The sequence below is a fragment of the Stutzerimonas sp. KH-1 genome (assembly GCF_054483855.1).
On sequence record NZ_CM137011.1, the window covers coordinates 1743426 to 1765000 of the forward strand.

Here is a 21575-nt window from a genome sequence, read left to right on the forward strand (position 1 = left end):
AGTCGGAGTTAACCGTCCTTCTCGATCTCACAAAGCAGCGGGTGCTGGCATTCCCTTGCATATTGATTCACTTGCATCGCTTTGGTTTCGGCCACGTCGCGGGTATATATCCCACAGACGGCCTGCCCCTCGGTATGAACGGCGAGCATGATCTTGGTCGCCTGCTCCCTGCCATGATTGAAAATGCCTTCCAGTACCTCGACGACGAAATCCATCGGCGTGTAGTCGTCATTGAACATGACAACTTTATACATCGGTGGTGCCTTGAGTTCCGGCTTGGCCTCTTGAACCGCCAGGCCAGAGGCGTCGTCTTCGTCCCCCAAGGGGCGATCCTGATTGAATGTTAGTCGAATCTGAGCAAATGCATGCATGCGCATAACGGTTCTAGGTCGTGGCGCGGGGGCCAGATAAATATGGACAGCTTCGCAGCCAGCTGACGAGTCGCCTTGACTATCGGCAAAACGGTGATACAAACAGTAAGTGCCTACAACGGCAAACGGGTTGCGCAACATGAGGCCTCGGGCTGCATAAGCGCGGAATGAAATGGATGTTACTCCAGTAATGGACTCCTTTGCAGAGGGATAACAGCATGCTAAGCGGTAAGGTCAAGTGGTTCAACAACGCCAAAGGCTACGGCTTCATCGTAGCAGACGGCGGCGATGAGGACCTGTTCGCCCACTACTCGGCCATCCAGATGGACGGCTACAGAACGCTGAAAGCTGGGCAAGCGGTCATGTTCAATATCCTGCAGGGTCCGAAAGGCCTCCACGCAACCGACATTCGGCCCCAGCAGGCCATGTCCGAAGCGACGACTCCTGCTGCTGCCCAAGGTGCTTCCACGGTCGACGCCTGACGTCTTCCGGGGCAAATGAAAAGGCCGATCAGTCGATCGGCCTTTTTTGCCTGCGCTCGCTTACATATGGCTGATCATTGCATCGCCGAACTGCGAGCAAGACATCAGCTGCGCGCCATCCATCAGCCGCTCGAAGTCATAAGTGACGGTCTTGGCAGCAATGGCACCTTCAGTGCCCTTGATGATCAAGTCGGCAGCTTCGACCCACCCCATGTGGCGCAGCATCATTTCCGCTGAAAGGATCAACGAACCAGGATTGACCTTGTCCTGACCGGCATACTTGGGCGCCGTGCCATGGGTCGCCTCGAACATCGCCACAGTGTCGGACAGGTTGGCGCCCGGAGCGATACCGATACCTCCCACCTCAGCCGCCAAGGCGTCGGAGAGGTAGTCGCCATTCAGGTTGAGCGTGGCGATGACATCGTATTCGGCCGGACGCAGCAGGATCTGCTGCAGCATGGCGTCGGCGATGGCGTCCTTGACCACGATGTTCTTGCCGGTGTTGGGGTTCTTGAACTGCATCCAGGGTCCACCATCGAGCAACTCAGCGCCGAACTCGTCGCGAGCGACTTCGTAGCCCCACTCCTTGAAAGCACCCTCGGTGAATTTCATGATGTTGCCCTTGTGGACGAAGGTGACCGAGTCACGATCATTGTCCACGGCATACTGCAGCGCCTTGCGAACCAGACGCTTGGTACCTTCCAGCGAGACGGGCTTGATGCCGATGCCACAGTTCTCGGTGAAGCGGATCTTTTTGACGCCCATTTCCTCGGTGAGGAACTTGATGACCTTCTCCGCCTCAGGGGAGCCGGCTTTCCACTCGACACCGGCGTAAATATCTTCGGAGTTCTCGCGGAAGATCACCATGTCCACATCGCCTGGGTTCTTCACGGGACTCGGAACGCCAGTGAACCAGCGAACCGGGCGCTGGCAGACATAGAGGTCCAGTTCCTGACGCAGCGCAACGTTCAGCGAACGGATACCGCCTCCAACCGGCGTGGTCAGCGGTCCTTTGATGGACACCACATAATCGCGAACCGCTTCCAGTGTTTCCTTCGGCAGCCAGGTGTCCTGGTCATAGACCTGAGTGGCTTTCTCGCCAGCATAGATTTCCATCCAGGCGATCTTGCGCTTGCCGCCGTAGGCCTTCTGCACGGCTGCGTCCACGACCTTGATCATCACCGGACTGATGTCGACGCCGATGCCGTCCCCCTCTATATAAGGAATGATCGGATTGTCGGGAACGTTCAGGGTGTTATCGGCATTGACGGTGATTTTGTCACCGCTGGCTGGCACCTGGATCTTTTGGTATCCCATGCTGGACTCCGTCTTCGTGGTTAGACATCGATCGTCGTTTGAGGGTAACCCACTCGAATCGCCTGAAACTACATGTTCGTTCGTCGTATGCGCAATGCCGTTCTGCCAGAGGGGGGCTCGATGGTATACTGCCGCGATGACTCACAAGTCATAAGGGACGAGCCTGTACCAGACCCGCCTCTTGAACCCTGACGCTGCCACCGCGGCTCGGCGGTTCAAACGCTCGACACTCTATTGGTGCATCCATCATCACCGCGGCGAATCCCCTTCTGGCTCGACTACTAGATGGAGAGTCAGGGCGCCTACCCGGCGCATTCGGGATTCTGTGCACGCCCAGCAAGAAGAGAGTTAACGCTAAATGTCCACCCCTTCGAAGATCATCTATACCTTCACCGACGAAGCTCCAGCCCTGGCAACCTATTCGCTTCTTCCCATTGTAGAAGCCTTCGCAGCCTCCGCTGACATCTCCGTCGAAACACGCGACATCTCTCTTGCAGGGCGCATCCTTGCGAGCTTCGCCGATCAGCTGGATGCCGACAAGAAAGTCGAAGATGATCTGGCCAAGCTTGCCGAGCTGACCAACCAGCCCGACGCCAACATCATCAAGCTCCCCAACATCAGCGCCTCCGTTCCACAGCTCAAGGCAGCGATCGCCGAGCTGCAGGCCCTGGGCTACAACATCCCCAACTACCCCGAAGACCCGCAGACCGATGCCGCGAAAGACGCGCGCGCGCGTTACAGCAAGGTGCTCGGTAGCGCCGTGAACCCGGTCCTGCGCGAAGGCAACTCCGACCGCCGCGCGCCGGCCGCCGTGAAAGCCTATGCCCGCAAGCATCCGCACTCCATGGGTAAGTGGAGCAAGGCATCCCAGTCCCACGCCGATTACATGCGCGGCGGCGACTTCTTCTCCAGCGAACAGTCGATCACCATGGAAAAAGCCGGTGACGTGCGTATCGAGTTCGTTGGCAAGGATGGCAAGGTCGAGGTCAAGAAGCAGCTCGCCCTGCAGGAAGGCGAAGTGCTCGATGGCATGTTCATGAGCTGCAAGAAGCTGCGCGCGTTCTTCGAAGACACGCTGCAGGACTGCAAGGAAACCGGCGTCATGTGGTCCCTGCACGTCAAGGCGACCATGATGAAGATCTCCCACCCGATCGTCTTCGGCCATGCCGTGAGCGTTTACTACAAGGACGTGTTCGACAAGTACGGCGATCTGTTCAAGGAGCTGGGCGTCAACCCGAACAACGGCATCAGCAGCGTCTACGACAAGATCAAGTCCCTGCCCGCCTCGCAGCAGGAAGAAATCCTGCATGACATCCACGAGGTCTATAGCCACCGCCCGGAAATGGCGATGGTCGACTCGGTCAAGGGCATCACCAACCTGCACATCCCGAGCGACGTGATCGTCGACGCCTCGATGCCGGCGATGATTCGCAACTCCGGCCAGATGTGGGGCAAGGATGGCAAGCAGAAGGACACCAAGGCGGTGATGCCGGAGAGCACCTACGCCCGCATCTACCAGGAAATGATCAACTTCTGCAAAACCAACGGCGCCTTCGACCCGGTCACCATGGGCAGCGTGCCGAACGTCGGTCTGATGGCGCAGAAGGCTGAGGAATACGGCTCGCACGACAAGACCTTCGAAATGCACGCCGACGGCACCATGCGCGTCGTACTGGCCGATGGCACCGTACTGATGCAGCACGAAGTCGAAAAAGGCGATATCTGGCGTGCCTGCCAGACCAAGGACGCGCCGATCCGCGACTGGGTCAAGCTGGCCGTTACCCGCGCCCGCCAGTCCAACACCCCAGCCGTGTTCTGGCTGGACCCGGAGCGTGCTCACGACATGCAGCTGCAGAAGAAGGTCGAAACCTATCTGCAGGACCACGACCTGAGCGGCCTGGACATTCGCATCATGGGCTACAACGAAGCCATTCGCCTGAGCATGGAGCGCATGATCCGCGGCAAGGACACCATTTCCGTCACCGGCAACGTGCTGCGCGATTACCTGACCGACCTGTTCCCGATCATGGAGCTGGGCACCTCGGCCAAGATGCTGTCCATCGTTCCGCTGATGGCCGGCGGCGGCATGTACGAGACTGGCGCCGGTGGTTCCGCGCCGAAGCACGTGCAGCAGCTGGTCGAAGAAAACTATCTGCGCTGGGATTCGCTGGGTGAGTTCCTCGCCCTGGCGGTTTCGCTGGAGGAGACTGGCATCAAGACTGGCAACGGCAAGGCGAAGATCCTCGGCAAGACCCTGGACCAGGCCACTGGCAAGTTGCTGGACAACAACAAGTCCCCGGCGCGCAAGGTTGGCCAGATCGACAACCGCGGCAGCCACTTCTACCTGGCACTGTACTGGGCGCAGGCTCTGGCCGCGCAGGACGAAGATGCCGAGCTGAAGGCTCACTTCACTCCGCTGGCCAAGACCCTGACCGAGCAGGAAGCGGCCATCGTCGCTGAACTGGCAGCCGTGCAAGGCAAGCCGGTCGACATCGGCGGTTACTACCGCTCCAACCCGGAGCTGACCAGCAAGGTGATGCGCCCCAGCGCCACCTTCAACGCTGCCCTGGCCGCGCTGAACGCCTGAGTCTGCACCTGAGCGTCAATACGAATCCCGGCCTTGCGCCGGGGTTCGTGCTTTCAGCGGTCTAGCTGCTGCTATGATCGCTTCATTTGCACAAGGCATCTCCATGGGTTGGCAACCCCACATCACCGTCGCGACCGTAATCGAAGACCAGGGCCGCTTCCTCCTGGTGGAGGAGCTCAAGGCAGGCCGCCTGGTGCTCAACCAACCCGCCGGCCACCTGGAGGCCAATGAGAATCTGCGCGAGGCCGCCATTCGGGAAACGCTGGAGGAAACGGGCTGGGAGGTCGAGCTCACCGGCCTGATCGGCATCTACCTGTATACCGCTCCGAGCAACGGCGTCACCTATCAGCGCGTGTGCTTTGCCGCCAAGGCCCTGCGCCACGATGCGCAACGATCACTCGACGATGGCATCGTCGCAGCCCGCTGGTTGAGCCGCGAGGAGCTGGCCCAGCAACCCGAGCGCTGGCGCAGCGAGCTGGTTCCGCGCTGCATCGATGACTATCTGGCCGGACCGCTGCATCCGCTTGACGTCATTCGCAACTGATCACACCTTCGTCACGCCAGCGCCAGCTGATAGAATTCGCCCCTTTGCAAAACCCTGGCGTACTTCTATGTCTGTTGCGACCCTCTCCGCCCCGGAAAACACCCGCGTTATCGTCGGCATGTCCGGCGGCGTCGACTCGTCCGTTTCCGCCCTCCTGCTGCTCGAACAGGGCTATCAGGTCGAAGGCCTGTTCATGAAAAACTGGGAAGAGGACGACGGCACGGAGTACTGCACCGCCAAGGAAGACCTGGCCGATGCCCAGGCCGTGTGCGACCGCATCGGCATCAAGCTGCACACCGCCAACTTTGCTGCCGAGTACTGGGACAACGTGTTCGAGCACTTCCTCGCCGAATACAAGGCCGGGCGCACGCCGAACCCGGACATCCTCTGCAACCGGGAAATCAAGTTCAAGGCGTTCCTCGATTACGCCCTGATGCTCGGTGCCGACCTCATCGCCACCGGCCACTACGTGCGGCGTCGTGACCGCGATGGCCGCAGCGAACTGCTCAAGGGCCTCGATCCTAACAAGGACCAAAGCTACTTCCTGCATGCCGTAGGAGGCGAGCAACTGGCCAAGACGCTGTTTCCCGTCGGCGAGCTGGAGAAGCTCGAGGTCCGCGCGATTGCGGAGAAGCATGGCCTGGCCACGGCAAAGAAGAAGGATTCCACCGGCATCTGCTTCATTGGCGAACGGCGATTCAGTGACTTCCTCAAGCAGTACCTGCCGGCCCAACCGGGAAACATCGAAACGGTCGACGGCGAGGTGATCGGCCGTCACCACGGCCTGATGTATCACACCATCGGCCAACGCCAGGGGCTGGGTATCGGCGGTCTCAAGGATGCCTCCGACGAGCCCTGGTATGTGCTGAGCAAGGATCTGCAGCGCAACGTGCTGATCGTCGGCCAGGGCAATGACCACCCGTGGCTGTTCTCCCGCGCTCTACTGGCTTCCGAAATCTATTGGGTGAACCCCGTGGACCTCAGCGCCCCGCTCAAGCTGACCGCCAAGGTTCGTTATCGCCAGAGCGACCAGGCTTGCACACTGGAGCAGACATCCGACGGCTATCGCGCCGTGTTCGAAGTGCCGCAGCGGGCCGTCACGCCTGGCCAGTCGGTGGTGTTCTACGATGGCGAAGTCTGTCTCGGCGGCGGCGTCATCGAAAGGGCAGAACCCTGGTTCGAGGGCCGCCCATGAGTAATCTGGATGAACAGCTGATCGCGCTTGGGGCGGTATTCGAAGCCGCCACGCTGGTCGACCGCATCGCCCGAACCGGCCAGGTGCCGAACGCCGCGCTCGGCTGCATGCTCGGTAGCCTACTGGCGCGCAACCCGCAGACCACATTGGAAATCTACGGCGGCGACGACCTCAATCTGCGAGACGGCTACCGTGCCTTGGTCGGCGCGCTGGAGCGTGACAGCAGCAGCCTGCAGCGCGAACCGTTGCGCTATGCGCTGGCGATGATCGGCCTGGAGCGACAGCTGGACAAACGTGACGACATGCTTCAAGTCATCGGTAGCCGGCTGGACCAGATCCAGCAGCAGGTCGAGCACTTCGGCATCACCCACGAGAATGTCGTCGCCTCGTTCGGCGGGCTCTATCAGGACACGCTGAGCACCTTCCGTCAGCGCATCCAGGTCCAAGGCGACATGCGCCACCTGCAGCAGACCGACAATGCCGCCAAGATTCGCGCGCTGCTGCTCGCCGGCATTCGCTCCGCCCGCCTCTGGCGCCAGCTTGGCGGGCACCGCTGGCAGCTGATCTTCAGCCGGCGCAAGCTGCTCGATGCACTCTATCCTCGACTGCGCTCGACACAGAGCGAAGACCGATAACCGGGGAGAATGGACCGGGATGTACCGGTACATTCGTGTATAATCTGCGCCCTTTTCGTTGCCCGACTGTCCGAGAATGCCCTCTATGCAGCTTTCCTCGCTCACGGCGGTTTCCCCCGTCGATGGCCGCTACGCCGGCAAAACCAGCGCCCTGCGCCCGATCTTCAGCGAATTCGGCCTGATTCGTTGCCGTGTCCAGGTCGAAGTCCGCTGGCTACAGCGCCTGGCAGCCCACCCGGGCATTCCGGAAGTCGCGCCCTTCTCCACCGAAGCCAATGCGCTGTTGAATCAGCTTGCCGAGGACTTCCAGCAGGAGCATGCCGAACGCGTCAAGGAATTCGAGCGCACCACCAACCATGACGTCAAAGCCGTGGAGTACCTCCTCAAGGAGCAGGCCAAGCAGCTGCCTGAACTGGCCAAGGTCAACGAATTCATCCACTTCGCCTGCACCAGCGAAGACATCAACAACCTGTCCCACGCGCTGATGCTGCGCGAAGGCCGTGACACCGTTCTGCTGCCGCTGATGCGCCAGCTCGCCGACGCCATCCGCGGCCTGGCCGTCCAGTTCGCCGACGTGCCGATGCTGTCGCGCACCCACGGTCAGCCGGCCTCCCCGACTACCCTTGGCAAGGAACTGGCCAACGTGGTCTATCGCTTGGAGCGCCAGATCGCTCAGGTAGCTGCCGTGCCGCTGCTGGGCAAGATCAACGGGGCCGTGGGCAACTACAACGCCCATCTGTCCGCCTACCCGGACGTCGACTGGGAAGCCAACGCCCGCGAATTCATCGAGGGCGATCTGGGCCTGTCGTGGAACCCCTACACCACGCAGATCGAGCCGCACGACTACATCGCCGAGCTGTTCGACGCCATCGCACGCTTCAACACCATCCTCATCGACTTCGATCGCGACGTCTGGGGCTACATCTCCCTCGGTTACTTCAAGCAGAAAACCGTCGCAGGCGAAATCGGTTCCTCGACCATGCCGCACAAGGTCAACCCGATCGACTTCGAGAACTCCGAAGGAAACCTCGGCATTGCCAACGCGCTGTTCCAGCACCTGGCCAGCAAGCTGCCGATTTCCCGCTGGCAGCGCGATCTGACCGACTCCACCGTCCTGCGCAACCTGGGCGTTGGCTTCGCTCACAGCGTCATCGCCTACGAGGCGAGCCTCAAGGGTATCGGCAAGCTGGAGCTCAACGCTGCCCGCATCGCCGAAGACCTCGATGCCTGCTGGGAAGTGCTTGCCGAGCCGGTACAGACCGTCATGCGGCGTTATGCCGTGGAGAATGCCTACGAGAAGTTGAAGGATCTGACCCGCGGCAAAGGCATTACGCCTGACGCACTGCAGGCCTTCATCGACGGCCTCGACATCCCGGCCGACGCCAAGGCGGAGCTGCGCAAGCTGACGCCGGCAAGCTACATCGGCAACGCCGCTGCCCAGGCCAAGCGCATCTGATCGATCCCATGCCTGCACGCCCGGCTGTGCCGGGCGTTTTTATTTTCAGCTCTGCCATATAGAGCAAGGTGTTACGCATGACTTCTGATATTCCACTTCAAATTCTGGGCGGCATCAGTGCTCGGGAATTCCTGCGCGATTACTGGCAGAAGAAGCCGCTGCTGATCCGCCAGGCCATCCCGGGTTTCCAGAGCCCGATCTCGCCGGACGAACTGGCCGGCCTCTCCCTCGAAGAGGACGTCGAGTCCCGCCTGGTCATCGAACACGGCGAAACCCCCTGGGAGCTGCGCCGAGGCCCATTCACCGAGGACACCTATCAGCAGCTGCCGGAGCGCGACTGGACATTGCTGGTGCAGGCGGTCGATCAGCTCGTACCGGACGTCGCCGAGCTGATCGAGCATTTCCGCTTTCTGCCCAACTGGCGCATCGACGATGTGATGATCAGCTATGCCGCTCCGGGTGGCGGCGTCGGACCGCACTTCGACAACTACGATGTGTTCCTGCTGCAGGCCCATGGACAGCGCCGCTGGCGCATCGGGCAGATGTGCGACAGCGAAAGCCCGATGCTGGCCCACGGCGACCTGCGCATCCTCGCCGACTTCCAGGGCACCGAAGAATGGGTGCTGGAGCCGGGCGACATGCTCTACCTGCCGCCTCGCCTCGCTCACTTCGGCACCGCCGAGGATGCCTGCATGACGTACTCGGTCGGTTTTCGCGCACCCAGCGCCGCGGAAGTCCTGACCCATTTCACCGACTTCCTCGCGCAATTCCTGCCAGACGAAGAACGCTACAGTGATGCCGATCTACAACCCAGCGATGACCCCTACCAGATCCAGAGCGATGCACTGGACCGTTTGAAGGCACTGCTTGCCGAGCACATGAGCGACGAACGCCTCCTGCTCACCTGGTTCGGCCAGTTCATGACCGAGCCACGCTATCCGGAGCGTGTCGAAGGCCCGGAGCTCGGCGAGGACGAACTTCTGTCGGCACTGGAGGACGGCGCGATACTGGTACGCAATCCGGCGGCCCGACTGGCCTGGAGCGAAGTGGATATCGGCCTGCTACTGTTCGCCAGTGGTCAGAGCCGCCTGCTCCCCTCTAAGCTGCGCGAACTGTTGAGGTTGCTCTGTTCGGCCGACGCGCTGCATGTCGACAACGTCGGTCAGTGGCTGGGGGATGAGGATGGCCGCAGCCTCTTGTGCGAGCTGGTCAAGCAAGGAAGTCTGGAGTTTGCTGATGAATAGCGTTCAGGTACGGATCGCCGACTGGCAGCAGGACAATGCCGAATTACGGCGCATCCGCGAGGCCGTGTTCATTGCCGAGCAGGCCGTTCCGCCCGAGCAAGAGTGGGACGCCGACGATGCCGAAGCAGTGCACTTCCTCGCGCTCGAGGGAGGGTATCCGATCGGTACCGCACGGCTTCTGGCCGACGGGCAGATCGGTCGCGTAGCGGTACTGCGCGACTGGCGCGGCATGAACGTTGGCGACGCGCTGATGCATGCGGTCATTGCCGAAGCTGAGCGTCGCGGCTTGACCGAACAGACTCTGACCGCTCAGGTCCATGCCACCGCGTTTTACGAGCGGCTTGGCTTCAAGGTTGTCAGCGACGAATTTCTTGAAGCCGGCATCCCTCATGTTGAGATGCTCCGCCGGAGCCAGTGAGACGAAATGAACGACGATGCCCCCAAGGAGCGAACCGAACAGGCCGAACTGCCTGCTATCGACTTTCACTCCCCGGGGCGCTTCGCCGTACACAATCCGCCTCCTGATCTTCCCGAGCCCGAAGCCTGGGTCGCGGCCCCCTTCCGCCTTGGACGGGATGTCGAGCTGCAACGATTCGACAAGCCGACTGAAGTACGTCAGCACGCCTTAGCCATGCTGCAGCAGGCGACCCGTGCCCTGTGCATCTACAGCACTGACCTGGAGCCCTGGCTCTATCATCACAGCAGCATCCAGCAGGCCTGCACTCGCCTTCTGCTCGCACACCCTCGCAATCAGCTGCGTATCCTCGTCGCCGACCCAACTCGCGCCGTGAAGGAAGGTCATCGCCTTCTTCAACTCGCGCGCCGGTTGACCAGCAATGTCCATATTCGCAAGCTGCATCCGGACTACCCCGAGCCGAACGGCACCTACCTCCTCGCCGACGACTGCGGGCTGCTGGAGCGCCCCAAGGCCGACCAGTATGCTGGCTACGCCCTGTATCGTGACCCTGCTCGCGTGCGCATACGCCAGGCAGAGTTCGACAAGGCATGGGATCATGGGCAATCGGACGCAAACTTGCGGAGCTTCCTGTTATGAGTCCTCGTATCACGCTGCTGGCCGTCGCGCTCAGCATCTGCCTGCCGCTGCAGGCGGCAACCGAAGTCATCCAGCTCAACAACCGCATGGGCGAGGAAGTGCTCCCGGTAGCCGAGTCGGTACTGGGCGGCCAGGGCCGTGTCACGGCATATGGCAACCAGCTGATCGTCAACGCACCGGACGCGCTGATCCGCGAGCTGCGCCAGGTGGTCGACCAACTGGATGTGGCCCCCAAACGTCTGTTGATCAGCGTCGATACCCAGGATTCGGCCAACAGCACAGCGGGAGGGTATCGGGTAGACGGATCGGCACGCGCTGGCGACGTGGAGTTCGAAACGGGCCGCGGCGAGATCGGAGGCAGAGACCAGGTTCGCATCATTCGTCGCAGTACCAACAGCCGGGACGGTGGCATTCAGCAGATCCAGGCCAGCGAGGGCTATCCGGCACTGATTCAGGTTGGCCAGAGTGTTCCGCTGACGACTCAGGGCAGCGATGGCTATGGCCAGATCTATCAGCAAACCCAGTATCGTGATGTGCTGCGTGGCTTCTACGCCACCGCCACGGTGCATGGCGACCGCGTGCAGATCAGCATCAGCAGCAGCCGCGACCGACTCGCTCAGGGCCGCAGTGGCGTCGTCGAAGTGCAGAATGCCGATACCCGCGTCAGTGGGCGCGTCGGCGAATGGATCACCGTGGGTGGCATCGATGAAAGCGCAAGTTCTGATCAGCGCGGCACGCTGCGTCGCTATTCCACTCAGGGCAGCCAGAACCTTTCGATGCGCCTGAAAGTGGATGTTCTCGACTGAACCAGTGCTGACGCGCGGAAAAATGTAGTGACCTAAAAAAAACACTACAAAACCGTTGACGATGAAAAAACAGCGGCGCATTATTGGCCCGCTCCCGCTAACCAGGGGCCCTGGCAAGGGTCTCCGGGGCGTGCTCCAGCCAACCAGCCGAGCCGTTCCGTGACTGTACTGCCCACAAGGCGGACTGACGAGGTTGCGACTGGAACGAGTCGTCCCGAGGGACGGGGTAGCGATTGACGCATCAGCCAGTCTGACCAGCTTCTCGTTGTTGTAGCGCACACGGCAGCCACGCCGGCTGTGGGCGCAGCAACCGGAACCAGCCAGCCCGGCGGTCGTATCCCCCCTTCTCCTTGGTTCAATCCTCGTCCCGGTCGATATTTCGACGCTCTGCCGCGTGTTGCCCGCACTGATCAGCGATAGCACGTAGGTCCGGTGGGAAAAAGTCGGTGCTCAACCACACTTATTTTTGAAGGATTGAACATGTCCGCATATCAAGACGACATCAAGGCAGTTGCCGCCCTGAAAGAGCAATACGGCAGCAGCTGGGCCGCCATCAACCCTGAGTCCGTCGCTCGCATGCGCGCCCAGAACCGCTTCAAGACCGGTCTGGAAATCGCTCAGTACACCGCCGACATCATGCGCAAGGACATGGCCGAGTACGACGCCGACTCGTCTGTCTACACGCAGTCCCTCGGCTGCTGGCACGGCTTCATCGGTCAGCAGAAGCTGATCTCCATCAAGAAGCACCTGAAGACCACCAACAAGCGTTACCTCTACCTGTCCGGCTGGATGGTTGCTGCTCTGCGCTCCGAGTTCGGCCCGCTGCCGGACCAGTCGATGCACGAGAAGACTGCCGTTTCCGACCTGATCGAAGAGCTGTACACCTTCCTGCGTCAGGCTGACAGCCGTGAACTGGACCTGCTGTTCACCGCTCTGGACGCTGCTCGTGAGGCCGGCGATTCCGCCAAGGCTGCCGAGATCCAGAGCCAGATCGACAACTACGAAACTCACATCGTCCCGATCATCGCAGACATCGACGCTGGCTTCGGTAACCCGGAAGCCACCTATCTGCTGGCCAAGCGCATGATCGAAGCAGGCGCTTGCTGCATCCAGATCGAGAACCAGGTTTCCGACGAGAAGCAGTGCGGCCACCAGGACGGTAAAGTGACCGTTCCGCACGCCGACTTCCTCGCCAAGATCGCTGCCGTTCGTTACGCCTTCCTCGAGCTGGGCATCGACAACGGCGTGATCGTTGCTCGTACTGACTCCCTGGGCGCCGGCCTGACCAAGCAGATCGCAGTGACCAAAGAGCCGGGCGACCTGGGCGACCTGTACAACTCCTTCCTGGACTGCGAAGAGATCTCCGAAGCCGAGCTGGGCAACGGCGACGTCGTGATCAAGCGTGAAGGCAAGCTGCTGCGTCCGAAGCGTCTGCCGTCCAACCTGTTCCAGTTCCGCAAGGGCACTGGCGAAGACCGTTGCGTCCTGGACTGCATCACCTCCCTGCAGAACGGCGCCGACCTGCTGTGGATCGAAACCGAGAAGCCGCACGTTGGCCAGATCAAGGCCATGGTTGATCGCATCCGCGAAGTCATCCCGAACGCCAAGCTGGTTTACAACAACAGCCCGTCGTTCAACTGGACTCTGAACTTCCGTCAGCAGGTATTCGATGCCATGGTTGCCGAAGGCAAGGACGTGTCCGCCTACGATCGCACCAAGCTGATGAGCGTCGAGTACGACGAGACCGAACTGGCTCAGATCGCTGATGAGAAGATCCGTACCTTCCAGAAGGACGGTTCCGCTCACGCCGGCATCTTCCACCACCTGATCACCCTGCCGACCTACCACACCGCCGCTCTGTCGACCGACAATCTGGCCAAGGGCTACTTTGCCGACCAGGGCATGCTGGCCTACGTTAAGGGCGTTCAGCGCGAGGAATTGCGTCAGGGTATCGCCTGCGTCAAGCACCAGAACATGGCTGGCTCTGACATCGGCGACAACCACAAGGAGTACTTCGCTGGCGAAGCTGCTCTGAAGGCAAGCGGCAAAGACAACACCATGAACCAGTTCCACTAAGAACAGGTTCGCAGCCGCCCTGGCTGCGGTGTGAAAAAAGCCCTGGCGTGAGCCGGGGCTTTTTTTTGCGACGGATTGAGCTGTGCACGGTTACGCTTCGTCGGCCAGCGCTCCACTGTCATTCTCTTGTCGCATACGAACCTTAGCGTCATGGCTCCGACAACAATCGTTATGGAGCTGCGCCGTGATTACTGAGAACAACGACATTCTGTTCGGCAACGGGGACGAGTTGCCCAGTAACCATTCGACGAATCCGCATATCCAGGATGTGATTTCCCTTGGCCGACGTAAAGTGCTCGCGGGTGGCGCAGCCATGGGTGCCCTGGCCTTTCTTGGCGCATCCCTTCCCGGCCTAGCGCAAGCGGCGGAGCCAATGTCCCGCGGGATCAAGGATGTACCGTTCAAACGTCGTACCCGCCTGCCTTTCGTGCCGGTGGCCGTTTCCCGTGCCGACACCATAACCGTGCCGTCAGGCTATACCGCCACCACCTTCATCCCTTGGGGCACGCCGATTACCGGGCGCTATCCGGCCTGGCTGGAAGACGCCAGCAACACGGCGGAAGATCAGGCCCAACAGGTCGGCATGCACCACGACGGAATGCACTTCTTCCCCATGAACGCGAAGCTGGGCGGACGGCAGAGCGACCACGGCTTGCTGGTTCTCAATCACGAGTACATCGATGCACCCCTGCTCCACCGTAACGGTCCGACCGTAGTGGATGGCAAGCGCGTCAACGTCGACGAAGTTCGCAAGGAGATCAATGCCCACGGCGTCTCGGTAGTCGAGATTCGTCGTGGCCCCCGGGGCGATTGGTCCGTGCTGCCCAGCTCACGCAATCGACGTATTACCGGTGCGACGCCGATGCGCATCGAAGGACCCGCACGAGGCCATGCCTTGATGCGAACCCGCTACAGCCCGAGTGGGACTTCAACCCGTGGCACGCTCAACAACTGCTCCAATGGCCATACACCTTGGGGCACCTATCTGACCTGCGAAGAAAACTGGGCCGGTTACTTCGCCAGTGCTGATTCCGAGCTTCCACGTGAGCTCAGCCGCTACGGCGTGCGTGGTAGTGGCCGCTACGGATGGGAGACGGTCGCGGGCGACGAGTTCGTGCGCTTCAACGCAACGCGGACCGCAGCAGACGCCAGTGGTGATTATCGAAACGAGCCGAACACCTTCGGCTGGATCGTGGAGATCGACCCATTCGATCCTACCTCAACTCCCGTCAAGCACACCGCCTTAGGCCGCTTCGCTCACGAAGGCCTGGTGTTCGCCCCAGTAAAGCCTGGCCGTCCCGTGGTCTGCTATTCCGGAGATGACTCGCAGAACGAATACATCTACAAGTACGTCAGCCGCGACAAATATCGGCCTCAGCGCAGCGACGGGCGCCTACTGGACGATGGCGTCCTCTACGTGGCGCGTTTCAACCCGGATGGCAGTGGCGACTGGCTGGCGCTGGATCATGCCAACCCAGCGTTTCAGCGTGCCTGCAAGGCCGCTGGCGTTCGGTTCGCCGATCAGGGAGAGGTGCTGATCAATACCCGCCTGGCCGCCGATGTCGTTGGTGCAACGAAAATGGATCGCCCGGAATGGGGTGCGGTACATCCTGACACGGGTGAGGTGTATTTCACGCTCACCAACAATAGCGGTCGCCAGCAGTCCGATGCGGCCAACCCGCGTTCACCGAATGCGTTCGGCCATATCATTCGCTGGCGCGAAGCGAGCCGGGATTTTGCCGGCACCCGATTCACCTGGGATATCTACCTGCTCGCCGGCCCCGAGGAAAACAGCCGGAGCCCGAAAGGCCGTGCGCTGGACGCCACGAATATCCTGGCCAGCCCCGATGGATTGTGGTTCGACGATGAAGGGCGCCTGTGGATCCAGACCGACATGAGCGGCAGTCAGTTGAGCTCCGGTCCGTTTGGCAACAACCAGATGCTGGTTTCCGACCCGAGAACAGGTGAAACCAAGCGTTTCCTGGTCGGCCCGCTGGGTGCCGAGGTGACAGGAATCACGGCAACGCCAGACTTCCGCACGCTCTTCGTGAACATCCAGCATCCGGGTGAGGGTTCGACCTCGACGAACTACACGAGCACCTGGCCAGACGGCGCTGGTCGGCGTCCGCGCTCGGCCACCGTCATCATCACTCGTGAAGATGGTAAGCGCCTGATGTAAACGCCAAGGGGCCTGGCGAGGGCCAGGCCTCCCCCGCGTCGGCAATCATTGACCCGGTGGGGGCTCTTCAGGTGAAGTGAACAGCCCCCATGTCGATATGAACAAAGCCGCCACCAGCGGACCGATCACGAACCCGTTCAAACCGAAAAGCGCCAGACCGCCCAGCGTCGAGATCAGCACGACGTAATCGGGCATCTTGGTGTCTTTGCCCACCAGGATGGGCCTGAGAATGTTGTCCACCAGGCCGATCACCAGCACGCCATAGAGTGTGAGAATCACCCCCTGCCAGATCGCCCCGGTCATCAGAAAGTAGATGGCGACGGGCGTCCAGATCAGTCCGGCCCCCACCGCGGGGAGCAACGACAGAAACGCCATCAACACACCCCAAAGCAGCGCGCCGGATATGCCGAGTACGGCGAAGATGATTCCGCCCAGAGCCCCCTGAGTGACGGCGACCAGAATGTTGCCCTTCACCGTCGCACGTACCACACGGGTGAACTTGTTGAAAAGGCGCCTTTTCTGGGCATCGCTGAGCGGAATGGCCTTTCTGATCCGTGCCACCAGCTCTCGACCGTCCCGGATGAAAAAGAACAGCAGATACAACATCACGAAGAAGCTGATAAGGAACTGAAACGTCCCCTGACCGAAGCTGAACGCCTTGGTGGCGAGAAACTGACTGCCCTCGAGCGCACCCGATGCCAGCCGCTCCCGCATGGAGTCCAGATCGCCGAAGCCGAAGCGCTGAAGCTGCAGCTGGACCGATTGAGGTAACAGCTCCCGCAGACCCGATACGAGGCGACCAATGTCCAGCTCGCCGCTCTCTATCTGCTTGTAGAGGGTCGCGCCTTCCTGAACCAGCATGCCCGTAATCAGAATGACAGGTAGCACGGCAACCAGCAGGCAGACCAGCAAGGTAAACAATGCCGTCAGATTGCGGCGCTGACTGAACCGCCGGTAAAGGTAGCGCTGCAAGGGTGCAAAAATGATGGCGAGAATGACCGCCCAGAAGACTGCTCCATAGAACGGCAACAGAATCCAGCCGAACGCCAGGGAAACCACTACCAGCAGCGCGAGGAAGACTTTATGCTCGAGCGTCGAGTTGACCATTGTTGACCCTGTCGCTGCGTATCGTTCTGTTTAGTCAACGAGCGAGAGCGCGAGTGCGGGCCAGACGACTGATTCGCGACAGGGGCCGTTGTTGTCCGAACGGCCCTTTTCTTCGGTTCAGAGGGTCATCGCTGCCAGCCAGCCGAACGCGAGCAGCGGCAGGTTGTAGTGCAGGAAGGTCGGCACGACGGTATCCCAGATATGGTTATGCTGACCGTCGGCATTCAGACCGGCCGTTGGCCCAAGCGTGGAGTCGGATGCAGGGGAACCACCATCGCCGAGCGCGCCGGCTGTGCCAACGAGACTCACGATCGCCAAGGGGCTGAAGCCCAGCTCGACGCCAAGCGGCACGAAAATGGCCGCGATGATTGGCACTGTCGAGAAAGAAGAACCGATGCCAATCGTGACGAGCAAACCGACCAGAAGCATCAACAGGGCGCCGATGGCCTTGCTGCTGCCGATCCACGCAGTAGATGCGTCTACCAGCAGTTTCACCTCACCGGTTTCACGCATCACTTCAGCGAAACCAGCGGCGGCAATCATGATGAAGCCGATCATGGCCATCATTTTCATGCCGTCGGTAAAAAGGTCATCCGCTTCCCGCCAGCGCACCACACCGGAGACCGAGAAGATCACGAACCCTGCGAGTGCGCCGAGAATCATCGAATCCAGCCACAGCTGAATAACGAACGCCGCAGCAACGGCAATGCCTGCCACCACCAAGGTCAGTGGGCTGTAACGTACCGAACTGGGCTCCACCTGCTCGATGCGAGCAAGGTCATATTCACGCGGCTTGCGGTAGCTATAGAAGGCGATCGCCAGCCCCGACAACATGCCCAAAGCTGGGATCAGCATCGCCTGGGTGACCTTGATGCCAGTTACATCCACACCGCTTTTGGCAACGTTGGCGAGCAGAATCTCATTGAGGAAGATGTTGCCGAACCCAACCGGAAGAAACATGTAAGGAGTGATCAGCCCGAACGCGAGCACACAGGCAATCAGGCGCCGATCGATCTTCATCTTCGACAGTACGTAAAGTAACGGCGGAACGAGCAAAGGAATAAACGCAATATGAATTGGCAGGATGTTCTGGGACGAGATCGCTACCGCCAGCAGAAGTGCGATCATCATCCACTTCACCGCACCGGTGCCCTGGCCGCCTTGCTTTCCGACCAAAGCCAGAGCCTTGTCGGCAAGCGCGTGGGCCAGACCGCTCTTGCCGATGGCTACGGCGAACGCACCAAGCAGAGCATATGACAACGCCACTGTCGCTCCACCACCCAGGCCCTTGTTGAAAGCGGCGAGGCTGCCTTCGATACCCAACCCGCCAATCAACCCACCGGCCATGGCCCCGGCAATAAGTGCAACGACCACGTGCACGCGGCAAAGGCTCAAGATCAGCATGATGCCGACCGCCGCAACAACTGCGTTCATTTCAAATCTCCGTATAAACGACCAAGTCGCGTAGAAAAGCGCCGCACTCTGCAGCAACTGCGCAGAACTGTCAAAATCGGAACGGCACATTCAAGACGAATGAGCGTAATCTGAGTTGTCAGTAGCCGTTCCCTATCACTAGTTCGGCGTTAGCGGTACCAGCGTTTACTGAGCAGATAAAACCCAACGCGATGATCACTCACCACGGTATTCACAACCGCTTGTGCAGGTCTCGTGAATGCGGACGCGGGAAAGCTCTGGAAGCAGCGGCTTCAGCTCGTTCCAGATCCATTTCGCCAGGTTCTCGCTGGTGGGGTTTTCCAAACCGGGAATGTCGTTCAGATAGTTGTGATCCAAACGCTCGTAGAGCGGTTTGAAGATGGATTTCAGCTCACCGAAATCGCGAATCCAACCAGTATGTGGATCCACTGGCCCACTTATATACAAGGCAACACGGAAGGAGTGGCCATGCAGCCGCCCGCATTTGTGTCCTTGCGGTACGTGCGGCAAACGGTGCGCCGACTCGAATGTGAATTCTTTGAATATTTCCACTGTATGCACTCGTGATCTGATCGCGACGAAGCGCGCAATTTTACGCGTTTTGCCCGCGTGATTCATGCACAGAGGTTGCTACGCAGGGCAATCACCGCCAAAGGGAGCAGCTGCGGTAACTTGTCGGCATCAAAAAATCGGTGATCCTGCAGCCTTTCCGCGCCCCAAAAGCAAACCCCCGACCCGCTTACGCGGATCGGGGGTTTGGGATAGGCGCTTGACGATGACCTACTCTCACATGGGGAGACCCCACACTACCATCGGCGATGCGTCGTTTCACTTCTGAGTTCGGGATGGGATCAGGTGGTTCCAACGCTCTATGGTCGTCAAGCAATTCGGTTGCTGCCTCGGGGTTGAGCCGCTGCAGCGAATTGGGTATGTGATCGAATCGGTATTGCGTGTTCGTGCAGATTTTCGGTCTGTATGTCGACTTACCGTCTAACAGCCAAATTGTTTGGGTGTTATATGGTCAAGCCTCACGGGCAATTAGTATTGGTTAGCTCAACGCCTCACAGCGCTTACACACCCAACCTATCAACGTCGTAGTCTTCGACGGCCCTTCAGGGAGCTCAAGGCTCCAGTGAGATCTCATCTTGAGGCAAGTTTCCCGCTTAGATGCTTTCAGCGGTTATCTCTTCCGAACATAGCTACCCGGCAATGCCACTGGCGTGACAACCGGAACACCAGAGGTTCGTCCACTCCGGTCCTCTCGTACTAGGAGCAGCCCCTCTCAAATCTCAAACGTCCACGGCAGATAGGGACCGAACTGTCTCACGACGTTCTAAACCCAGCTCGCGTACCACTTTAAATGGCGAACAGCCATACCCTTGGGACCGGCTTCAGCCCCAGGATGTGATGAGCCGACATCGAGGTGCCAAACACCGCCGTCGATATGAACTCTTGGGCGGTATCAGCCTGTTATCCCCGGAGTACCTTTTATCCGTTGAGCGATGGCCCTTCCATACAGAACCACCGGATCACTAAGACCTACTTTCGTACCTGCTCGACGTGTCTGTCTCGCAGTCAAGCGCGCTTTTGCCTTTATACTCTGCGACCGATTTCCGACCGGTCTGAGCGCACCTTCGTACTCCTCCGTTACTCTTTAGGAGGAGACCGCCCCAGTCAAACTACCCACCATACACTGTCCTCGATCCGGATAACGGACCAGAGTTAGAACCTCAAGGTTGCCAGGGTGGTATTTCAAGGATGGCTCCACGCGAACTGGCGTCCACGCTTCAAAGCCTCCCACCTATCCTACACAAGCAAGCTCAAAGTCCAGTGCAAAGCTATAGTAAAGGTTCACGGGGTCTTTCCGTCTAGCCGCGGATACACTGCATCTTCACAGCGATTTCAATTTCACTGAGTCTCGGGTGGAGACAGCGCCGCCATCGTTACGCCATTCGTGCAGGTCGGAACTTACCCGACAAGGAATTTCGCTACCTTAGGACCGTTATAGTTACGGCCGCCGTTTACCGGGGCTTCGATCAAGAGCTTCGCTTGCGCTAACCCCATCAATTAACCTTCCGGCACCGGGCAGGCGTCACACCCTATACGTCCACTTTCGTGTTTGCAGAGTGCTGTGTTTTTAATAAACAGTCGCAGCGGCCTGGTATCTTCGACCGGCATGAGCTTACTGAGCAAGTCATTCACCCTCACCGGCGCACCTTCTCCCGAAGTTACGGTGCCATTTTGCCTAGTTCCTTCACCCGAGTTCTCTCAAGCGCCTTGGTATTCTCTACCCAACCACCTGTGTCGGTTTGGGGTACGGTTCCTAGTTACCTGAAGCTTAGAGGCTTTTCCTGGAAGCATGGCATCAACCACTTCGCTTTCTAAAAGAAAGCTCGTCATCAGTTCTCGGCATTAAGATCCCGGATTTACCTAAGATCTCTGCCTACCACCTTAAACAAGGACAACCAACGCCTTGCTGGCCTAGCCTTCTCCGTCCCCCCATCGCAGTAACTAGAAGTACGGGAATATTAACCCGTTTCCCATCGACTACGCTCTTCAGCCTCGCCTTAGGGACCGACTCACCCTGCGTCGATTAACGTTGCGCAGGAACCCTTGGTCTTTCGGCGTGCGAGTTTTTCACTCGCATTGTCGTTACTCATGTCAGCATTCGCACTTCTGATACCTCCAGCGAGCTTCTCAACTCACCTTCACAGGCTTACAGAACGCTCCTCTACCGCTCATCTTGCGATGAACCCGTAGCTTCGGTACCTGGTTTGAGCCCCGTTACATCTTCCGCGCAGGCCGACTCGACTAGTGAGCTATTACGCTTTCTTTAAAGGATGGCTGCTTCTAAGCCAACCTCCTAGCTGTCTAAGCCTTCCCACATCGTTTCCCACTTAACCAGGATTTTGGGACCTTAGCTGACGGTCTGGGTTGTTTCCCTTTTCACGACGGACGTTAGCACCCGCCGTGTGTCTCCCGTGCTGACACTTGCTGGTATTCGGAGTTTGCATCGGTTTGGTAAGTCGGGATGACCCCCTAGCCGAAACAGTGCTCTACCCCCAGCAGTGATACACGAGGCGCTACC

Annotated in this window: 17 protein-coding genes and 2 rRNA genes (1 of these 19 only partly in view); 12 read left to right on the forward strand and 7 right to left on the reverse strand. The window is 59.7% G+C overall.

Annotated features, from left to right (window positions below):
- Positions 1–8: 8 nt before the first annotated feature.
- Positions 9–371: an ATP-dependent Clp protease adapter ClpS gene (clpS, locus tag ACX1DW_RS08260; RefSeq protein ID WP_063541749.1), complete on the reverse strand. Its 363-nt coding sequence runs from the start codon at positions 369–371 to the stop codon at positions 9–11.
- A gap of 218 nt (positions 372–589) precedes the next feature.
- Here clpS and cspD point away from each other — a divergent pair, with 218 nt between their 5' ends.
- Positions 590–853 (forward strand): cold shock domain-containing protein CspD, encoded by a 264-nt coding sequence (gene cspD, locus ACX1DW_RS08265; protein ID WP_063541720.1) that lies wholly within the window; start codon positions 590–592, stop codon positions 851–853.
- A gap of 60 nt (positions 854–913) precedes the next feature.
- Here the strand turns inward: cspD and icd are convergent, their stop codons facing one another.
- Positions 914–2170: an NADP-dependent isocitrate dehydrogenase gene (gene icd / locus ACX1DW_RS08270; RefSeq protein ID WP_063541722.1), complete on the reverse strand. Its 1257-nt coding sequence runs from the start codon at positions 2168–2170 to the stop codon at positions 914–916.
- Positions 2171–2528: 358 nt separating this feature from the next.
- Here icd and ACX1DW_RS08275 point away from each other — a divergent pair, with 358 nt between their 5' ends.
- From ACX1DW_RS08275 to ACX1DW_RS08325, 11 genes are all read left to right on the forward strand, one after another.
- Positions 2529–4757, forward strand: a complete 2229-nt coding sequence (locus tag ACX1DW_RS08275) for an NADP-dependent isocitrate dehydrogenase (RefSeq protein ID WP_458993193.1) — start codon at positions 2529–2531, stop codon at positions 4755–4757.
- A gap of 103 nt (positions 4758–4860) precedes the next feature.
- Positions 4861–5301 carry an NUDIX hydrolase gene (locus tag ACX1DW_RS08280; RefSeq protein WP_458993194.1) on the forward strand — a complete coding sequence of 147 codons (441 nt, stop codon included), beginning with the start codon at positions 4861–4863 and terminating at the stop codon, positions 5299–5301.
- Positions 5302–5368: 67 nt separating this feature from the next.
- A complete protein-coding gene (gene mnmA, locus ACX1DW_RS08285; RefSeq protein WP_458993195.1) occupies positions 5369–6496 on the forward strand; it encodes a tRNA 2-thiouridine(34) synthase MnmA in 1128 nt (375 codons plus the stop codon).
- Positions 6493–7131, forward strand: a complete 639-nt coding sequence (hflD, locus tag ACX1DW_RS08290; protein WP_102840969.1) for a high frequency lysogenization protein HflD — start codon at positions 6493–6495, stop codon at positions 7129–7131. Before mnmA ends, hflD begins: the two co-directional genes overlap by 4 nt.
- 85 nt (positions 7132–7216) lie before the next feature.
- Complete coding sequence (purB, locus tag ACX1DW_RS08295; RefSeq protein WP_458993196.1) at positions 7217–8587, forward strand: adenylosuccinate lyase; 1371 nt, start codon at positions 7217–7219, stop codon at positions 8585–8587.
- A gap of 77 nt (positions 8588–8664) precedes the next feature.
- On the forward strand, positions 8665–9831 hold the full coding sequence (locus tag ACX1DW_RS08300) for a ribosomal protein uL16 3-hydroxylase (protein ID WP_458993197.1): 1167 nt from the start codon (positions 8665–8667) through the stop codon (positions 9829–9831).
- Positions 9824–10249 (forward strand): GNAT family N-acetyltransferase, encoded by a 426-nt coding sequence (locus tag ACX1DW_RS08305; protein ID WP_125869302.1) that lies wholly within the window; start codon positions 9824–9826, stop codon positions 10247–10249. The genes ACX1DW_RS08300 and ACX1DW_RS08305 overlap by 8 nt, the downstream gene beginning before the upstream one ends.
- 6 nt (positions 10250–10255) lie before the next feature.
- Positions 10256–10885, forward strand: a complete 630-nt coding sequence (locus ACX1DW_RS08310; RefSeq protein WP_011913434.1) for a DUF7931 domain-containing protein — start codon at positions 10256–10258, stop codon at positions 10883–10885.
- Positions 10882–11691 (forward strand): secretin N-terminal domain-containing protein, encoded by an 810-nt coding sequence (locus tag ACX1DW_RS08315; RefSeq protein ID WP_017243947.1) that lies wholly within the window; start codon positions 10882–10884, stop codon positions 11689–11691. Before ACX1DW_RS08310 ends, ACX1DW_RS08315 begins: the two co-directional genes overlap by 4 nt.
- Positions 11692–12171: 480 nt before the next feature.
- Positions 12172–13767, forward strand: coding sequence for an isocitrate lyase (locus tag ACX1DW_RS08320; protein WP_133457286.1), 1596 nt, complete (start codon positions 12172–12174; stop codon positions 13765–13767).
- 184 nt (positions 13768–13951) lie between these two features.
- Complete coding sequence (locus ACX1DW_RS08325) at positions 13952–15946, forward strand: PhoX family protein (RefSeq protein WP_458993397.1); 1995 nt, start codon at positions 13952–13954, stop codon at positions 15944–15946.
- A gap of 45 nt (positions 15947–15991) precedes the next feature.
- Here ACX1DW_RS08325 and ACX1DW_RS08330 read toward each other — a convergent pair whose 3' ends face one another.
- From ACX1DW_RS08330 to ACX1DW_RS08350, 5 genes are all read right to left on the reverse strand, one after another.
- A complete protein-coding gene (locus tag ACX1DW_RS08330) occupies positions 15992–17053 on the reverse strand; it encodes an AI-2E family transporter (protein WP_458993198.1) in 1062 nt (353 codons plus the stop codon).
- A 117-nt stretch (positions 17054–17170) separates the two neighbouring features.
- A complete protein-coding gene (locus ACX1DW_RS08335; protein WP_458993199.1) occupies positions 17171–18487 on the reverse strand; it encodes a Na+/H+ antiporter family protein in 1317 nt (438 codons plus the stop codon).
- A gap of 195 nt (positions 18488–18682) precedes the next feature.
- Complete coding sequence (queD, locus tag ACX1DW_RS08340; RefSeq protein WP_026006452.1) at positions 18683–19039, reverse strand: 6-carboxytetrahydropterin synthase QueD; 357 nt, start codon at positions 19037–19039, stop codon at positions 18683–18685.
- Between the two features lie 215 nt (positions 19040–19254).
- Positions 19255–19370 (reverse strand): 5S ribosomal RNA (rrf, locus tag ACX1DW_RS08345).
- A 134-nt stretch (positions 19371–19504) separates the two neighbouring features.
- Positions 19505–21575: ribosomal RNA gene (locus ACX1DW_RS08350) — 23S ribosomal RNA — on the reverse strand (it continues 820 nt past the right edge of the window).

Bases quoted from the DNA above. Each gene is read 5' to 3' on its own strand.
- clpS (WP_063541749.1), bottom strand. From the start codon at position 371: ATGCATGCATTTGCTCAGATTCGACTAACATTCAATCAGGATCGCCCC.
- cspD (WP_063541720.1), top strand. From the start codon at position 590: ATGCTAAGCGGTAAGGTCAAGTGGTTCAACAACGCCAAAGGCTACGGC.
- icd (WP_063541722.1), bottom strand. From the start codon at position 2,170: ATGGGATACCAAAAGATCCAGGTGCCAGCCAGCGGTGACAAAATCACC.
- ACX1DW_RS08275 (WP_458993193.1), top strand. From the start codon at position 2,529: ATGTCCACCCCTTCGAAGATCATCTATACCTTCACCGACGAAGCTCCA.
- ACX1DW_RS08280 (WP_458993194.1), top strand. From the start codon at position 4,861: ATGGGTTGGCAACCCCACATCACCGTCGCGACCGTAATCGAAGACCAG.
- mnmA (WP_458993195.1), top strand. From the start codon at position 5,369: ATGTCTGTTGCGACCCTCTCCGCCCCGGAAAACACCCGCGTTATCGTC.
- hflD (WP_102840969.1), top strand. From the start codon at position 6,493: ATGAGTAATCTGGATGAACAGCTGATCGCGCTTGGGGCGGTATTCGAA.
- purB (WP_458993196.1), top strand. From the start codon at position 7,217: ATGCAGCTTTCCTCGCTCACGGCGGTTTCCCCCGTCGATGGCCGCTAC.
- ACX1DW_RS08300 (WP_458993197.1), top strand. From the start codon at position 8,665: ATGACTTCTGATATTCCACTTCAAATTCTGGGCGGCATCAGTGCTCGG.
- ACX1DW_RS08305 (WP_125869302.1), top strand. From the start codon at position 9,824: ATGAATAGCGTTCAGGTACGGATCGCCGACTGGCAGCAGGACAATGCC.
- ACX1DW_RS08310 (WP_011913434.1), top strand. From the start codon at position 10,256: ATGAACGACGATGCCCCCAAGGAGCGAACCGAACAGGCCGAACTGCCT.
- ACX1DW_RS08315 (WP_017243947.1), top strand. From the start codon at position 10,882: ATGAGTCCTCGTATCACGCTGCTGGCCGTCGCGCTCAGCATCTGCCTG.
- ACX1DW_RS08320 (WP_133457286.1), top strand. From the start codon at position 12,172: ATGTCCGCATATCAAGACGACATCAAGGCAGTTGCCGCCCTGAAAGAG.
- ACX1DW_RS08330 (WP_458993198.1), bottom strand. From the start codon at position 17,053: ATGGTCAACTCGACGCTCGAGCATAAAGTCTTCCTCGCGCTGCTGGTA.
- ACX1DW_RS08335 (WP_458993199.1), bottom strand. From the start codon at position 18,487: ATGAACGCAGTTGTTGCGGCGGTCGGCATCATGCTGATCTTGAGCCTT.